Consider the following 15497-nt stretch of genomic DNA (forward strand, 5'->3'; position numbering starts at 1 on the left):
GAACCATGCCGACGCTTACTGTTATAAAACATTTCGATGTAATCAAAAATATCGCTGCGGGCTTCTTCCCGCGTTCCGTAGATTTTTTTCTTTATCCGTTCACGTTTCAACAACTGGAAAAAGCTTTCTGCAACCGCATTATCATGGCAGTTACCGCGACGGCTCATGCTGCCCTCCAGGCCGTGTGATTTCAGGAACGACTGCCACTCATGGCTTGTGTACTGACTGCCCTGATCCGAATGAACCAGCACCTGTTTTTGGGGATTACGCCGCCATACAGCCATCAGCAGTGCGTTCAGGACAATGTCCTTTGTCATCCGGGATTGTATGGACCAGCCGATAATTTTGCGTGAGAACAGATCAACAACCACGGCAAGATACAGCCAGCCTTCGTGGGTCCTGATGTAGGTTATGTCCGTTACCCAACTCTCATCCGGAGCATCCGGATTGAACTGTCGCTGGAGCCTGTTGGGCGACACGATACTGGCCTCGCCTTTACGTGCCCGCGGGCTCCGGTATCCGACCTGAGCCTTTATCCCGACACGTTTCATCAGTCGCCAGACTCTGTTCACTCCGCACTGTTGCCCGCTGTCCCGCAGATCCAAATGGATTTTGCGATAACCATAGACGCATCCCGATTCCAGCCAGAACTGTTTAATCTGCCCTGTCAGCCTCAGGTCTGCCTGATGGCGTTGTGAATGCGGCTGCTGAAGCCAGGCGTAAAAACCACTGGGATGAACATCCAGCACCCGACAGAGCAGGCGAACAGGCCAGCAACAGGTGTTGTCACGGATAAAGGCGTACCTCAGTCGGACAGCTTTGCGAAGTACGCCGCGGCTTTTTTTAATATGTCCCGTTCGTCGGTAACCCGCTTCAGCTCTTTCTGGAGACGGCGGATCTCGGCCTGAGCATCTGACTCTTCTTTATTAGTGGAAGAATCTGGACCGTACTTCTTTATCCAGGCGTAAAGGCTGTGGGTGGTGATATCGAGACGTGTTGCAACGCTGGCAACAGAATAACCGCGATCAACAACCTGTTTGACTGCTTCAATTTTAAACTCTTCGGGATAACGCTTACCGCTCATGGGCACCTCTCTTTAAGCCATCTTAAATGACTCTGAGGTGTCTGTTAAACCCGTGGCGATTCATTTCTTGTAAGACGCTGTTCACCAGCAAGGGCAAGTTTTGCACGTTGTTCCCACTTCTGGCTAACACGGAAAGACTTCTGCTTAGATTCCTGATGCGCTATATAGGCTTTGACACGCTGAATAATGCTTATACCAAGGTCATCGGCTAAAGCATCCTTTGTGTAGATAAGACCATCTTGTAGCGTGTGAATCTCTAACCCGTTGCCTAAGATGCGATTCATCAAGGCTTCTGTTTCAAGATGCTCTAAGCGGCCTATACGGTCGATACTCTCAACGAGCAAAATTGTACCTTCTGGAAACTCCCCAGCCTCAATACGGGCTAACATGTCACCAAACTGACCAGTAAGGTGTTTACCTTTGTAACCACTCAACCCTTCATCACTGAAAGACGCTACTATTTGAGCATCGCCATTCTTCTTCAGCCACTGCTTGAACAGGTCGTTTTGTCGTCTGGTTGAATCAGCACCTTCAACACCTTGTATAGCTGAACTGTACCGAAGGTATGTAATTACGCTTCTCATGGTGATAAACTCCCATGCAATTGATTCTCATTTAAAGATGAACTTATAAACGTTATGGCTAATGCTACAATGCCGAATAGCTACAATACAATGACCCTTGATTTACCTCGTCGCTTTCCCTGGCCGACGCTACTTTCTGTCGGCATTCATGGCGCTTTAGTGGCGGGACTCTTGTATACCTCGGTACATCAGGTTATTGAATTGCCTGCCCCTGCGCAGCCCATCTCCGTAACGATGGTTTCGCCAGCCGACCTGGAACCGCCGCAGGCTGTCCAGCCGCCGCCGGAACCGGTTGTCGAGCCTGAACCTGAGCCGGAACCGATTCCCGAACCGCCCAAAGAGGCGCCGGTTGTTATCGAGAAACCGAAGCCTAAACCTAAGCCCAAACCGAAACCGGTGAAAAAGGTACAGGAGCAGCCGAAGCGTGATGTCAAACCTGCCGAGCCGCGTCCGGCGTCGCCGTTTGAGAATACCGCGCCTTCGCGTCCGGCCACCAGCAGCGCGCCGGCAACCAGCAAGCCGACAGTGAGCGTTCCGGCAGGTCCACGTGCGTTAACGCGTAACCAGCCGCAGTATCCTGCGCGCGCTCAGGCATTACGCATTGAGGGGCGGGTAAAAGTGAAGTTTGATGTTACGTCCGATGGCCGGGTGGACAACGTACAAATCGTGTCAGCGCAACCGGCTAACATGTTTGAACGTGAAGTGAAGAATGCGATGCGCAGATGGCGCTATGAAGCCGGTAAACCGGGTTCAGGGCTGGTCGTGAATATCGTCTTCCGTCTGAACGGCACCACGCAAATCGAATGATCATCTGGTGATAACGTAAAAGCCTCCGTAATGGAGGCTTTTTTGTATTTATTCTACCGGTAGCGGGCGGGGTTTACCGTCTGGATCTACCGCGACGTAGATAAACAGTGCCTCTGTCGCTTTGTAGCGCTGGCCAATTGGCTCTGACGCCACTTTCTTGACCCAGACTTCAATATTGATGCTGACGGAAGTGGTTCCGCGCTTCACACAACGGGCGTAGCAACATACCACATCGCCGACGGCAACCGGACGCAGAAAGCTCATTCCTTCCACGCGGACGGTCACCACGCGACCATGGGCAATCTCTTTGGCCTGAATAGCACCGCCAATATCCATCTGCGACATCAGCCAGCCGCCAAAAATATCACCGTTGGCATTGGTATCGGCAGGCATAGCCAGTGTGCGTAAAACCAGTTCGCCCTGCGGGGCGTGAGTTGTTGTTGTCATTGTAAAACCGACTGTAGAAAAAAATTTCAGGCGCGATGCTACTATGATTTTAGCATGGAGAACAGAGGGGAAACGCCCGCGAGACGGGCGTTTGGGTGATTAGAATGACATCGTTACGCCCGCATAGTAAGCGCGTCCGGGTTCGTTGTAGGTTGAGGCGCCATCGTTTTCACGATAGATCCGCTTGTCGAAGAGGTTACTGATCCCGGCATTCAGGCGCAGGTTTTTCGTCATCTGGTAATTAGCGCCGAGTCCGACAACCGCGTAGGCACCCATCTCCTTATCCGACATGGCACCCGTTTCGTTGCGCGTTTCAGCATACTCGCGCGGTTTTTGTCGACCGTACTGCGTCCACTGTAGCTGCGTGGAAAGCTTGTCGTTCACCTGCCAGTCGAGCAGGGTATTAATGGTGTATTTCGGGATCACGGAGAGCGGGTTACCGGTGTCCTTGTTCTCTGATTTGATCATATACGTCGCGTTTGTGCGCCAGCTTAACGTTTCCGGCACCAGCGGAATCACCACGTTACCTTCCAGACCTTCGACAATCGCTTTGCCACCATTTTCCCATTGCAGGATGTTATTTCCGTTGGAGGCGTAACCGATAATATCGGTCCCGGCGACGATTTTATTCTTATAGTCATTACGGAACCAGGTGATTCCCGCATCCCACCCAGCGTAATTAAATTCCAGGCCGATCTCTTTGTTAATACTGATTTCCGGGTCCAGATCCGGATTACCCAGCAGATAACAACTGCCGGTGGCGATAGTATTCGGACACCCGTTGCCGCGCGTGGAGAGCAAATATCCCTCGCTGGACTGATACAGGTTTGGCGCTTTAAAGACGCGCGCAATCCCGGCTTTCAGCTTAAACAGATCGCCCAGTTCCTGCGACATATTCAGACTGGGGCTCCAGTTGCTGCCAAATTCGTCGTGATAGTCAAAACGGATCCCCGGAATAATATCCGTGCCAGGCCGCGCTTCGATATTATCTTCCAGATATATACCGGTGAGCGTGGCGCTATTTTTGGAACTGCGACTGGAGGCGTCACCGGAGACATTGCCAATCTGCACGCCGGATGCGCTGGTGGCCTGCATAGACGCCGGATCGTTGAGTTCGTCACGGTTCCACTCCGCACCCACCGTCAGGGTTTGATCAACCAGCCAGAAGACAGGGATGTTGAGTTCTCCGGAAGAACGATAAGATTCCAGGCGGCTGGTGGCGTATTCGGTGTTATTGATCATCCCTTCCACTTTACCGGTCGAGCCTTCCTGCATTCGGGTGTTATTAGTTTTTTCGTAGTAGACGCCGAATGTAGACTGCCCCCAGTCCCAGATGCCGTTATGCGTCAGCCCCCACGACTGACGATACATCCGGTTGGTTTCATCGCCGTAAAGGGTACTGACCAGCCCGTCAGGACTGACGTTAGCGTTGCTATACTGGGTATCCCCGGCATAGATATTGCCCTGACGACTGTAGCTGTAGTCAAAATCGACAATTTGCTGTGGCGTCAGTTTCCAGGAGAGCAGGGCGTTGATGTCTTTATTGCGCACCCCTTCGCGCCCTGCGGCATAGGATCCATTTTGCCGGGTATTGATATCCGCCGCATCGGCGTCAGTTTTGTTGATGTTGCCATACAAACGCATGGTGAGAACATCGTCAATGAGCGGGCCGCTCAGATTGACGTTCGCTCGCCTGGTGGCACCTTCTTTGCTGTTCTCGGGCTGGTTGGTATAAAGAGACAGCGAGCCATGCCAGTCGTTCGTTGGCCGTTTAGTGATGATATTTACGACGCCACCCGCCGCGCCGGAACCGTAACGTGCCGCTGCCGGGCCACGCAGCACCTCAATACGCTCGACCATCTCTGCCGGTACCCAGTTTGTGTCACCACGGGTATCACGCTCCCCGCGCCAGCTATAGCGCACCGAGTTTCGCGAGGTGACCGGTACGCCGTCAATCAGGATCAGCGTGTTTTCCGGACCCATGCCGCGAATATCAATCTGACGGTTATTTCCCCGACTGCCGCTGGCGCTGTTGCCCGTCAGGTTCACACCGGGCATGGTGCGAATAATATCGGAGAGGTCGTTGACCGGTGGGGATTTTTCAATGTCTTTGGCGGTGATAATAGAAACACCGGGTTGTTGCTTGAGAGCTTCTTCGGCAGTGGCCTGGACGACCATCGTTTCACCGTCGTTCAGAACGTCGTCTGTGGCGAATGCATTTCCGCTTAATGCTGTGGCTATCAAAAGCGCCAGAGGGCGCGGAGAAATTTTTGTTATCGTATTCATCAACTGACATCCCAATTGTAAAAATTCGATACGGAATATCAATGATAATTATTCTCATTTCAATGTTGTGAAGGCAATCTCCATAATATCTTCACGATTCAGGCAATTTAGGGCGAGTACGGCAGGGGTTGTGCAGAAAGCAAAACCAGGCCCATGGACCTGGTTGGATGAGCATTTACGATTTGTCTTCTTGCGGGAGATGGCGATAGATATAAACACCACTCAACAGGGTAAAGATCAACGTCAAGGCGGTGAGGCCGAATACCTTAAAGTTCACCCAGATGTTTTGCGGCAGCCAGAAGGCGATGTAAATATTGGCAAGCCCACACAGAATAAAGAAGATGGCCCACGCGAGATTGAGCTTCGACCAGACCGGTTGTGGCAGCGTCAGTTCTTTACCCAGCATGCGCTGGATCAGCGGCTTTTTCATGATCCACTGGCTAACCAGAAGCGCACCGGCAAACAGGCCGTAAATCACCGTCACTTTCCATTTAATAAACTCATCATTATGGAAGAAGAGGGTTAACCCGCCGAACACGGCCACCAGAACAAAGGTGATCAGCGCCATTTTTTCAACTTTGCGATAGCGAACCCAGCTGTAGATGAGCACGATTGCTGTTGCGACAATGAGCGCCGAGGTGGCCGCATAGATGTCGTACACTTTGTAAAAAACAAAGAAGACAACCAGCGGTAAAAAATCAAGAAACTGCTTCATTCTTCGATTCCGTAATCAAACGCGTCGGGCATTACTGCCGGCGACGCAGACAGGGTTATTGGCGAATCAACATATACAGACGGAACAGGTAGATGAGCAATATGGCGGAGATCAGATTGCTCAACGTATTCGCGATAACGGCGCCAACGTTAGGGTCAAGCGCAGCAAAGCTGGAGGCAAACAGCAACAGTAGCGTTTTTGCCAGCAGCCAGCCCATCACCGCCGGGGCGACCAGTCGCATATTAGACCACGCCAGACGCATACTGTTGCGCATTGCGGCGAATACACCCATTTTATCCTGAACCAGCATAATCGGCGCAAGCGCCAGCAGGATAGCCAACAGGATGCCTGGTACCACGACCAGCATAATCCCGAGCTGTACCAGCAGGGTCGTCAGTAAAATCAGGATGAACAGACGCGGCAGGATCGGCGCACTGGCACCGATCGCGCGCAGGGCGCTGACGCGATGACCGGCTGAAATTAACTGAATCATCAGCAGAACGCCACCGGCCAGGACGGCATTACCAATCAGTCCTGAAAAGGTAGACGCTGCCGAGGCGCGCAACAGGATCTGCTGCTGCTCCGGCGTCATGTTTTGCACCAGTTCGAACAAGCCTACGCTTCCTTCAAGATGATCCCCTTCACTCAGTTGCGCAATCTGCGTATCGCTGGGTGAGAAGGCATGCCCTAATACCACCGTGATGAACGCGCACAGCAGCGAGATCAGCAGGATGGTTAAAAATTGATTACGGAAAAAATTCCCGGTGTCACGGTATACAGATTTCGCCGTGATAGACATGCACTCTCCTTGAGTTCTGCAGGTGTTGTTAAGCATGCAATTGTACCCTGGATAACTGCGCAGTGGCAGCATCAAGGGGTGTATGGAAAAGCATATCTTTGTAAAGCCAGAGTAATTTGCTCAACAAATCTACGGGGAGTCAGTTTTAACAAACGCAAAAACGCAAGAAATGCATTCATCATGGAAATATTAAAAATTGATCTGATTCCAATAATTGTATTTTCAATACCACTTCTACTTTAATCTGGATCAACAAACATTGAATTTGATAGTCGAATGTGACCCTGGAGAGATCACTTATTACTCCAATGTAGGTATATTTGTAACGTATTTATAACCATAACGATGGAGCGGATATGAAAAAATTAACAGTGGCGGCGTTGGCAGTATGTACACTTCTCTCTGGCAGCGTTTACGCGCATGAAGCTGGTGAGTTCTTTATTCGTGCCGGTTCGGCGACGGTAAGACCGACGGAAGGTGCGGATGGAACGTTAGGCCATTTAGGCGGCTTTAATGTCAGTAACAACACGCAGTTAGGTTTGACATTCACTTATATGGCGACCGATAACATCGGTGTTGAACTGCTGGCGGCAACGCCATTCCGCCATAAAGTAGGCACGCAGGCGACCGGTGATATCGCCACCGTTCATCACCTGCCGCCAACCCTGATGGCGCAGTGGTATTTCGGTGATTCCAGCAGCAAATTGCGTCCTTATGTTGGCGCAGGCGTTAACTACACCACCTTTTTCGACACGAAATTCAATGATGATGGTCAGAATGCAGGGCTGTCCGATCTTAGTCTGAAAGACTCGTGGGGTGTGGCAGGGCAAGTCGGTCTGGATTATCTCATCAACCGCGACTGGCTGATCAACATGTCAGTGTGGTACATGGATATTGATACCGAAGCCAAATATAAATCTAACGGCGCCGTACTGCCGGAAGGTCGTTACAACGACAACATCCGCCTCGATCCGTGGGTATTTATGTTCTCTGCCGGTTACCGTTTCTGATTGGCCTAAAAAAGACCCCGTATTTACGGGGTCAACAGGGACATGACACACACGGTTTTATCGCTATATCTGCTTATGCTTTGTCCTTTGGTTCGCCATCACCCAGCTCAGCGCCGGTTAATGGGTCTGCGTTCGGATCGGACTGGGTCCTTTTCGCCATGGCTTTGACCATCGCCTGTTGCTCTTTGGTCAGTTTGACGGTCGCCAGGCCATCTCCGCCATCCACGGCAGGCTGCGGATCGGCAACATAATCGAAATAGTCATCGCTGTTCCAGCTTCCACGCGGATCGTCGCCTTGCGACATGTTGTAATACACATTCGTGTATTGCTCGACCGGCGGCAATTTGCCCGGCGGAAAATTATTCCGAATAGAGTAGAGCGCCTTTTCAAAGGAGAGCTGGTGTGCCGCTTCGCGCGTCATCAAAAATGCCAGTGCATCCTTAACACCGGGATCGTCCGTTACGTTGATCAGGCGTTCGTAGATGATTTTAGCGCGTGCTTCAGCCGCGATATTGGAGCGTAAATCGGCTGTCACTTCGCCAATCGTATCGATATACGCCGCAGTCCAGGGCACACCGGCGGAGTTAGTGAGGGCCGGACCGCCGCCATACAGCAGCGAGGTGATATGGCTGTCATTCCCATTTGCCGTTAAGGATCGGTACAGTTCGGCTTCATTTTCCGTCCCCTCTGCCAATGCGCCTTTGGCCCCTTTATTCAGCATCCCGACAAGGGAGCCGATGATTTCAAGGTGACTCAGTTCTTCGGTCGCAATGTCCATCAGCATCTCTTTGCGTCCAGCATCATCATCACCCAGGCCCTGAGTGAAGTAACGACATGCCGCAGCCAGTTCGCCCTGTGGGCCGCCAAATTGCTCAAGCAAAAGATTCGCTAAACCAGGGTTAGGCTCGCTGACTCGCACCGTATATTGAAGTTGCTTAACGTGTCGAAACATTATGCCTCCTGATGTATTTGTTATTTTTTGGCTTCTACGCCGTCAGTTTCCGAGCGCAGTAAAAATTGTTCCGTCGTTTGCGGAATATGCTTAATCAGCCAGTCAGCCATTTGTTTCTCTTCATTGAGAATAGATTCAATAGCCGGAATTGAGGCGGTATCGCCTGCTTTTTGCGCCGCAGCAAGCAGGGAGGTATAGCAGGCAATTTCGAATTGTTCAAAAACATAACCGCTGATCGAACCTTTTACGATTTCATCAGATGGAAAAATACCACCAATGGATTGTCCCAGCGCCGCCATTTTACTCATGGAATCTTTAATGACAGAACGTGAGATATTATTGCGGTCGAGGATCTCTTCCAGAATCGTAATTTGATGTTTGGTTTCGCTAATATGTTGCTCAATTCTCGAGCGTAGATCAGGATAGTTATCGATACGACCCGCCATGGATTCCAGCATCGATTCGGCTTGTTTTTCCATAGCATGGGCGTCACGAAGCCAGTCATGATAATGTTCGATAGCATTCATTTGTAATGTCCTCTGGGAATGAATTAATTAAAAGCGGATATTTAATAACCAGGATAAAAATAATTCAGGATTTATTTTGCGCTTTCTTATTCACGTTGCCGATGGCTAAATCGGTCAGTTTAATATCGGTTGCTTTCTCTTCTTCCAGGGTTTCATTCAGCAGTTTCACTGCTTTGCGATAGCCCAGTTGCTCTGCGAGAGTGGCAAGGGTGCCGTAGCTGGCAATCTCATAGTGCTCAACTTTCTGTGCGGCGGCAATAAGCGCAGCGTCACGCACTTCGTTTTTCTCGGTGCTCTCAATGACCTCGTTGGCCTCTTCGATCAGACCTTCCATCGCCACACACTTCATGCGTTTTACTTTAATACCCGCTTCGGATTCAACGATCTGATCAATACGTTCAATTTGCCCTTGGGTCTCTTCAAGGTGGGACTGAAATGCCTGACTTAATTTTTCACTGGAGGCAGCTCTGGCTAATTTCGATAGCGCCCGAGTCAATTGTTTTTCTGCGCTGTAGGTGTCTGAAAGCAGGTGGATAAAAACATCTTCAACAGTTTTAATATTCATCTCTATTCTCCTGGGATGATACTGCGAGTCGAAAGACTCGCAGCGTTCGTAAACGATAAATCTTAAAAATTATAAAAAAAAAGGATGTCTACGATTTGTCGGATTTATTTCCGCCACGGCTGTTTTGGCCGCCTTTTTTACCTGCTTCAGAAGCACGTTGCGGATCGTTTTTAAAATTTCCGCCGCTATGTTGGCCACCTTTACGGCCCGCTTCTGATGCTTTTTCACGATTCTCGGCGAAATTTCCAGAACCACCACGATGTTCGGCCATGTTATTTCTCCTGTTTCGTTGGTAAACATAAATGTTAATTTGTGACCGGTGTCGGTACCTTTCTAAAATTAGTCGCTATCCCGGGATAGTCAAATTGTTACGGATTTGTCACGAGGGGGAAATATAATGTGGTGCAGCCATCAGAAAATAATAATGTAGCCCTTTAGAAATGAGCGACTTAACGCCTTATAATTCACTATTCTATTAATAACTCATGGTATCATAATGTGTGGTTATATTAATACTGTTAATGTAATTGACGTAAATTTACATTTATGTGGATGGGTTGACATTGTAAATAATCATAAGACTGTCTCTTTAAGAATATTCCTGGTCGCAGATCTGTGCTACAACCCAGAGGACGCAGGCATCAAAACCGCTCTTTCAGCCTGATGACAGGCTAACGCTGAGTGTTTGCGCACCACGTAAAGCGGCGCAGGTAGACTAAAATTATTTGTAGCGGGGCGGTTCTACTCACAAGTCGTCTGACAGAAGGGCGAGATTCTCCCGTGAGACCTGTACTGCCTTCTTAAAATCGAATAACGTAGTGTTAACAGCGTGTTGATGCTCAGGGTGCCTTAGTGAAAATCGTGCAGGACAGTTTAAGAAACAGACAGGCACTTATTATTTCAGCGCTAACCACGCTGCTATTTACATCACTTTTCTTGTTTATTATTTATGAGCAGCGACTGGCAGCAGTCAATGAAGGAATGAACCGCCTGCAAACGCGGATGCTTGATATCTTCAATGATAATGAAATGATCGCGGATGCGACCGGCGTGCGCTACCGGCAGATCAAAGCCGCCGATCAGTGTGGTGCCATGTCACTATTTCTCCCTCGTGGAAGGGTCTGGGGAATTAACGCCGACAGGAAACGCATTCACTCCGCATCGGGCGCGATGGTGGCGCGTGAACCGACGTTGAACGCACTGTGCATGTATACCGCCGCTGAGTTTATTCGCGGTAGGGTGAATGCGCTTAACCCCGGAAATTTCGATGCTCATCGCTACGTTATTGCCGAGGATGCGAGCTATTTTTACTGGTTTACGCCGACTGACACCAAAGCGTTTAATTATCGTACGTCGCAAATGGCGCAGAATATCTCCGACTTCTTTTTACCTCCCGTCGATTTTTATACCCGCCTGTTGGAAAAGAGTGTCAAAACGAAGGCCTTAAGCTCCACGGATTTTTATAACGATAAAATCACGGATGAGAAAGCCTTTAGCGTCGTGAGTTATATTTATGACCTCTCGCGTACTGAGATTTCCGACCATATCCTTGGCTATCTGGTTTACGATCATGCGAAGCCGGAACTTCAGGAGGCATTACGCGACGCCTTTGATGGACAGGTGCCGCATGGGCTGAACGTTTCGCTGGTGAATACTTTGAATCAGCAGTCGCTTTGTCTGTGGGGGGAATGTAAAAAGCGTCCGGAAATTGCCTTCAAAGTGCTCTCTGAGAAATATGTCATTCACTACGCTATCTCGCTCAGTGGGTTTGCGATGCATGACACCCAGGCGGGGTTGCTGATCCTGATGGCACCGTTCTTCTTTGTACTGATCATGATGGGGTTAAAATCCTGGCTAAATGAGAGCGATCTGAAAGTCTACATCGACTCGTTGACGGGCTGTTTCAACCGTAAAATTCTCGACATCATCAAGCGGCGGGATCTCTCTGACAGTTCGGTGGTGTTGGTTGATTGCAATAAATTCAAAGCAATTAACGACACCTGGGGACACGTTGCCGGGGACAGAGCGCTACAGATTATTGCCAACCGGATGTTGTCCAACACCCGCACCAGTGACGATCTGGTGATTCGCACCGGGGGAGATGAGTTCGTGATTGTGCTGTATAAGGCGAAAACGAGCGATGCGGTCGCCATCGCGGAACGTATCACCCAGCAAATCAATGAGTATCAGTTTCTCGTGAAGGAGACGCAGGTGCCGCTTTCCATCTCATGGGGCGTAGCCGAAGTGACTGAGGGCATTGATGATGCCATTCAGTATGCAGATGGCGAGATGTACAAAATGAAGCAGGCTAAATAATGGGACCGCCAGCGCGAGACTGGCGGTCTTTGGGTATTACTGACGGGTAGCGGCTTTTAATCTGCTGACGAATGATTTGAGTTCTGCGAGCATCTGATCAGGCTGCTCGACATTTTTCTCAATGATTTTGACGATCGCGGAACCGGAGATCGCGCCAGCGGCGCCGGCGTCAATGGCGGCAGACACCTGCTCCGGTGCCGAGATGCCAAAGCCCTGCAAAGCAGGCGCGGCGTTGTACTCTTTCAGTTTCTCTACCAGATGATGCAAAGGCAGCGCAGCGCGGTTTTCTGCGCCCGTCACCCCTGCGCGAGACAGCAGATAAGTATAACCCCGGCCATAAGAGGCGATCTGGCGCAGCAGGTCATCATCGGCATTGGGCGGGCAGATGAAAATCGGCGCAACGTTGTGGCGCAGCGCCGCCTGACGGAATGGCGCAGACTCTTCCACCGGCACGTCGGCGACCAGAACCGAATCCACGCCGACCTCGGCACATTTGGCATAAAACGCGTCAATACCTTTGCTGAATACCAGATTCGCGTACATCAACAGACCAATGGGAATGGTCGGATGTTTTTCGCGAATGGCGGCCAGCATCTCAAAACAACGGGTCGGCGTGACGCCAGCGGCAAACGCGCGCAGCGTGGCGCTCTGAATGGTCGGGCCATCAGCGAGCGGATCGGAGAAAGGGATCCCTAACTCCAGCGCATCTGCACCTGCCTCAATCAGGGCATCGATAATCTTCAGCGACTGTTCAACGCCAGGGTCGCCGAGGGTCACGAAGGGAACAAAGGCACCTTCCTTGCGATCGTTTAGTTGTGCAAACAAACTTTCATAGCGTTCCATCAGATTTCCCCTCGCGCTTTCAGAATATCGTGTACGGTGAAAATGTCTTTGTCCCCACGACCGGAAAGGTTAACCACCAGCAGTTGCGCTTTCTCCGGATTCTCACGCATCATTTTCAGCGCGTGGGCCAGGGCGTGTGACGACTCGAGCGCCGGGATAATGCCCTCGTGCAGACAGAGCGTTTTAAAGGCGTCCAGCGCTTCATCATCGGTGATCGACACGTAGTCGGCACGACCAATGCTGTTCAGGTACGCATGCTGTGGGCCGACGGACGGGAAATCCAGACCTGCAGAGACGGAGTAGGACTCCTCGATCTGTCCCTCATCGGTCTGCATCATTGGCGCTTTCATACCAAAATAGATCCCGACGCGACCGTGCTTCAACGGCGCACCGTGTTCACCGGTTTCAATCCCGTGACCACCCGGTTCTACACCAATCAGCCCAACGTTTGGCTCATTAATAAAATCGGCAAACATCCCGATGGCGTTGGAACCGCCGCCCACGCAGGCGATCACCGCGTCCGGCAGGCGCCCCTCTTTTTCGAGGATCTGCGCTTTGGTTTCTTCGCCGATCATGCGCTGGAATTCACGCACGATGGTCGGGAACGGGTGCGGGCCAGCAGCGGTGCCGAGCATGTAGTGCGCGGTGTCGTAGCTACCAGACCAGTCACGCAGCGCCTCGTTACAGGCGTCTTTCAGCGTGGCTGAACCGCTGTGAACCGGAATCACTTCCGCACCCATCAGACGCATACGGAAGACGTTTGGTGACTGGCGCTCAACGTCTTTCGCCCCCATGTAGATACGGCATTTCAGGCCGAGCAGGGCGCTGGCGAGCGCCGAAGCTACCCCGTGCTGGCCCGCGCCCGTTTCCGCAATAATCTCGGTTTTACCCATGCGTTTTGCCAGCAATGCCTGACCTAACACCTGGTTGGTTTTATGCGCGCCGCCGTGCAGCAGATCTTCACGTTTCAGGTACAGCGTGGTATTGGTCCCGGCTGTGATGTTCTGACATTTGGTCAACGCGGTGGGACGCCCTGCGTAGTTTTTCAACAGGTCGGTAAACTGGGCCTGAAACTCGGGATCTTTTTGCGCACTGACAAACGCGTCTTCCAGTTGACGCAGAGCAGGCATCAGAATCTGCGGCACATACATGCCACCGAATTCACCAAAATAGGGATTGAGTAATGTTGTCATGTCCTTTCCTTAATATGCGCGCAGTGTCTGAAATACCGAGGCCAGAAGGCGTGCATCTTTGATGCCCGGCTGTGACTCTACACCTGAATTAAAATCGAGACCGGCACAGCCGGTTTTAGCCGCCTCAACGCAGTTATCCGCGCCAAGACCGCCTGCCAGCAATACGTTATCCAGCGATTGTCCTTGCAGTAACGACCAGTCAAAACGCTGACCGCTGCCGCCCTGGCCGTTATCCAGCACGTATTTGTCGACATGCTGATAGTCGCGGGCCGGGAGAGTGTCACCGACGCTCAGCGCTTTCCAGATCTGTACGTTTTCAGGCAGCGCGGCGCGTAGTGCATCAACATACGCCTGATCTTCGCGGCCATGCAGCTGTACGGCTGTCAGTGAAAGCTGTGTTGCTTTTTCACAGACGTCGGCGATGTCGTGATTACGGAATACGCCAACATACTGTAGCGGGGCGGCGGACTGCACTTCGCGGGCCTGTTCAATATTGACAAAACGAGGTGATGAAGGGACAAAAATCAGTCCACCATAGATCGCGCCAGACTCGCAGGCGGCTTTGGCATCTTCCGGACGCGTCAGGCCACAGACCTTATTCTCGCCCAGCAGAACACGGCGTACGGCGGCGTTAAGATCGTCATGCGCCATGAGTGCGGAACCAATCAGGAAACCATTAGCAAAATGGCTCAACTCGCGAACCTGAGCGTAGGTGTTGATCCCCGATTCGCTAATCACCGTCACACCCTGGCCCAGTTTCGGCGCCAGTTGGCGCGTCCGATTTAAGTCAATCGACAGGTCGCGCAGGTCGCGGTTGTTAATCCCGACCACTTTCGCGTCAAGCGCAATGGCGCGCTCCAGTTCGTCTTCATTACTGACTTCTGTCAGCACGCCCATTTTGAGACTGTGTGCCACGGCAGAAAGCTGGCGATACTGCTCGTCGTCGAGGACCGAAAGCATCAGCAGGCAGGCGTCGGCCTGATAGTGGCGCGCAAGGTAAATCTGGTAAGGATCGATAATAAAGTCCTTACACAAAATCGGCTGCGGCGCGATGCGGCTCACGATCGGCAGGAAATCAAAACTGCCCTGGAAGTACTTCTCATCCGTTAGAACGGAAATGGCGGAGGCGTAATGTTTATACACCCCGGCAATCCGCGCCGAGTCGAAATCATCGCGGATCACGCCTTTAGACGGGGAGGCTTTCTTACACTCCAGAATAAAAGCCGTACGCGCGCCCTGTAAGGCGTCATAAAAGTGACGCGAGCTGGGCTGGACATCGTTTTGAAAACTGGCCAACGGTTGTTGCTGTTTGCGGGCTTCCACCCAAATCGCCTTGTCTGCGACGATTTTCGCTAAAACGGTTTGCATC

Annotated in this window: 15 protein-coding genes and 2 pseudogenes; 3 read left to right on the top strand and 14 right to left on the bottom strand. The window is 51.3% G+C overall.

Features of this window, described 5'->3' with window-relative positions:
- Positions 1-1084, bottom strand: a protein-coding gene (locus OGW13_RS04265; protein WP_287115741.1) for an IS3 family transposase whose coding sequence is annotated in 2 segments (ribosomal slippage) — positions 1-847 and positions 847-1084 — 1085 coding nt annotated over the 2 segments. Because the reading frame shifts where the segments join, the coding sequence is not laid out codon by codon here. This gene is flagged as partial in the annotation.
- Positions 1085-1149: 65 nt separating this feature from the next.
- Positions 1150-1668: pseudogene (locus OGW13_RS04270) on the bottom strand (recombinase family protein); the annotation flags it as partial.
- 90 nt (positions 1669-1758) lie between these two features.
- Here OGW13_RS04270 and tonB point away from each other — a divergent pair.
- The gene (tonB, locus tag OGW13_RS04275) at positions 1759-2475 is read left to right on the top strand and encodes a TonB system transport protein TonB (RefSeq protein ID WP_196010261.1); all 717 of its coding nucleotides are present in this window, start codon (positions 1759-1761) and stop codon (positions 2473-2475) included.
- Between the two features lie 48 nt (positions 2476-2523).
- Here tonB and yciA read toward each other — a convergent pair whose 3' ends face one another.
- The 5 genes and pseudogenes from yciA to OGW13_RS04300 all read right to left on the bottom strand — a co-directional run.
- Entirely contained in the window at positions 2524-2922 is a 399-nt protein-coding gene (yciA, locus tag OGW13_RS04280; protein WP_043000515.1) for an acyl-CoA thioester hydrolase YciA, read from the bottom strand.
- A 99-nt stretch (positions 2923-3021) separates the two neighbouring features.
- Positions 3022-5208 carry a TonB-dependent siderophore receptor gene (locus OGW13_RS04285; RefSeq protein WP_287115743.1) on the bottom strand — a complete coding sequence of 729 codons (2187 nt, stop codon included), beginning with the start codon at positions 5206-5208 and terminating at the stop codon, positions 3022-3024.
- A 175-nt stretch (positions 5209-5383) separates the two neighbouring features.
- Positions 5384-5923, bottom strand: coding sequence for a septation protein A (locus OGW13_RS04290; RefSeq protein ID WP_043000517.1), 540 nt, complete (start codon positions 5921-5923; stop codon positions 5384-5386).
- A 55-nt stretch (positions 5924-5978) separates the two neighbouring features.
- On the bottom strand, positions 5979-6722 hold the full coding sequence (locus OGW13_RS04295) for a YciC family protein (RefSeq protein ID WP_043000518.1): 744 nt from the start codon (positions 6720-6722) through the stop codon (positions 5979-5981).
- Between the two features lie 28 nt (positions 6723-6750).
- Positions 6751-6828: pseudogene (locus OGW13_RS04300) on the bottom strand (YkgJ family cysteine cluster protein); the annotation flags it as partial.
- A gap of 250 nt (positions 6829-7078) precedes the next feature.
- On the opposite strand from OGW13_RS04300, the gene ompW reads away from it, so the two are divergent.
- A complete protein-coding gene (gene ompW / locus OGW13_RS04305) occupies positions 7079-7732 on the top strand; it encodes an outer membrane protein OmpW (protein ID WP_043000519.1) in 654 nt (217 codons plus the stop codon).
- 73 nt (positions 7733-7805) lie between these two features.
- Here the strand turns inward: ompW and OGW13_RS04310 are convergent, their stop codons facing one another.
- The 4 genes from OGW13_RS04310 to OGW13_RS04325 form a co-directional block, all read right to left on the bottom strand.
- Positions 7806-8684, bottom strand: a complete 879-nt coding sequence (locus OGW13_RS04310; protein ID WP_044267184.1) for a manganese catalase family protein — start codon at positions 8682-8684, stop codon at positions 7806-7808.
- 20 nt (positions 8685-8704) lie between these two features.
- Positions 8705-9211 carry a ferritin-like domain-containing protein gene (locus OGW13_RS04315; protein ID WP_043000521.1) on the bottom strand — a complete coding sequence of 169 codons (507 nt, stop codon included), beginning with the start codon at positions 9209-9211 and terminating at the stop codon, positions 8705-8707.
- Positions 9212-9275: 64 nt separating this feature from the next.
- Positions 9276-9776 carry a YciE/YciF ferroxidase family protein gene (locus tag OGW13_RS04320; protein WP_044267182.1) on the bottom strand — a complete coding sequence of 167 codons (501 nt, stop codon included), beginning with the start codon at positions 9774-9776 and terminating at the stop codon, positions 9276-9278.
- An 88-nt stretch (positions 9777-9864) separates the two neighbouring features.
- The gene (locus tag OGW13_RS04325; protein WP_044257720.1) at positions 9865-10047 is read right to left on the bottom strand and encodes a con-10 family general stress protein; all 183 of its coding nucleotides are present in this window, start codon (positions 10045-10047) and stop codon (positions 9865-9867) included.
- Between the two features lie 581 nt (positions 10048-10628).
- Between OGW13_RS04325 and OGW13_RS04330 the strand changes: the two genes are divergently transcribed.
- Complete coding sequence (locus OGW13_RS04330; protein ID WP_043000524.1) at positions 10629-12092, top strand: GGDEF domain-containing protein; 1464 nt, start codon at positions 10629-10631, stop codon at positions 12090-12092.
- A 36-nt stretch (positions 12093-12128) separates the two neighbouring features.
- Here the strand turns inward: OGW13_RS04330 and trpA are convergent, their stop codons facing one another.
- From trpA to trpCF, 3 genes are read right to left on the bottom strand one after another with little or no spacing between them, the layout of a single operon-like run.
- Positions 12129-12935 carry a tryptophan synthase subunit alpha gene (gene trpA / locus OGW13_RS04335; RefSeq protein ID WP_044327870.1) on the bottom strand — a complete coding sequence of 269 codons (807 nt, stop codon included), beginning with the start codon at positions 12933-12935 and terminating at the stop codon, positions 12129-12131.
- Positions 12935-14128: a tryptophan synthase subunit beta gene (gene trpB / locus OGW13_RS04340; protein ID WP_044257721.1), complete on the bottom strand. Its 1194-nt coding sequence runs from the start codon at positions 14126-14128 to the stop codon at positions 12935-12937. The genes trpA and trpB overlap by 1 nt, the downstream gene beginning before the upstream one ends.
- A gap of 9 nt (positions 14129-14137) precedes the next feature.
- Positions 14138-15496, bottom strand: coding sequence for a bifunctional indole-3-glycerol-phosphate synthase TrpC/phosphoribosylanthranilate isomerase TrpF (gene trpCF / locus OGW13_RS04345; protein ID WP_054176349.1), 1359 nt, complete (start codon positions 15494-15496; stop codon positions 14138-14140).
- Position 15497: the final 1 nt, after the last annotated feature.

It is taken from the genome of Citrobacter sp. Ca225, assembly GCF_030337175.1.
Classification (GTDB): domain Bacteria; phylum Pseudomonadota; class Gammaproteobacteria; order Enterobacterales; family Enterobacteriaceae; genus Citrobacter_A; species Citrobacter_A amalonaticus.

Bases quoted from the DNA above. Each gene is read 5' to 3' on its own strand.
- OGW13_RS04325 (WP_044257720.1), bottom strand. From the start codon at position 10,047: ATGGCCGAACATCGTGGTGGTTCTGGAAATTTCGCCGAGAATCGTGAA.
- OGW13_RS04295 (WP_043000518.1), bottom strand. From the start codon at position 6,722: ATGTCTATCACGGCGAAATCTGTATACCGTGACACCGGGAATTTTTTC.
- trpCF (WP_054176349.1), bottom strand. From the start codon at position 15,496: ATGCAAACCGTTTTAGCGAAAATCGTCGCAGACAAGGCGATTTGGGTG.
- yciA (WP_043000515.1), bottom strand. From the start codon at position 2,922: ATGACAACAACAACTCACGCCCCGCAGGGCGAACTGGTTTTACGCACA.
- trpB (WP_044257721.1), bottom strand. From the start codon at position 14,128: ATGACAACATTACTCAATCCCTATTTTGGTGAATTCGGTGGCATGTAT.
- OGW13_RS04315 (WP_043000521.1), bottom strand. From the start codon at position 9,211: ATGAATGCTATCGAACATTATCATGACTGGCTTCGTGACGCCCATGCT.
- OGW13_RS04290 (WP_043000517.1), bottom strand. From the start codon at position 5,923: ATGAAGCAGTTTCTTGATTTTTTACCGCTGGTTGTCTTCTTTGTTTTT.
- ompW (WP_043000519.1), top strand. From the start codon at position 7,079: ATGAAAAAATTAACAGTGGCGGCGTTGGCAGTATGTACACTTCTCTCT.
- OGW13_RS04310 (WP_044267184.1), bottom strand. From the start codon at position 8,684: ATGTTTCGACACGTTAAGCAACTTCAATATACGGTGCGAGTCAGCGAG.
- tonB (WP_196010261.1), top strand. From the start codon at position 1,759: ATGACCCTTGATTTACCTCGTCGCTTTCCCTGGCCGACGCTACTTTCT.
- OGW13_RS04285 (WP_287115743.1), bottom strand. From the start codon at position 5,208: ATGAATACGATAACAAAAATTTCTCCGCGCCCTCTGGCGCTTTTGATA.
- trpA (WP_044327870.1), bottom strand. From the start codon at position 12,935: ATGGAACGCTATGAAAGTTTGTTTGCACAACTAAACGATCGCAAGGAA.
- OGW13_RS04320 (WP_044267182.1), bottom strand. From the start codon at position 9,776: ATGAATATTAAAACTGTTGAAGATGTTTTTATCCACCTGCTTTCAGAC.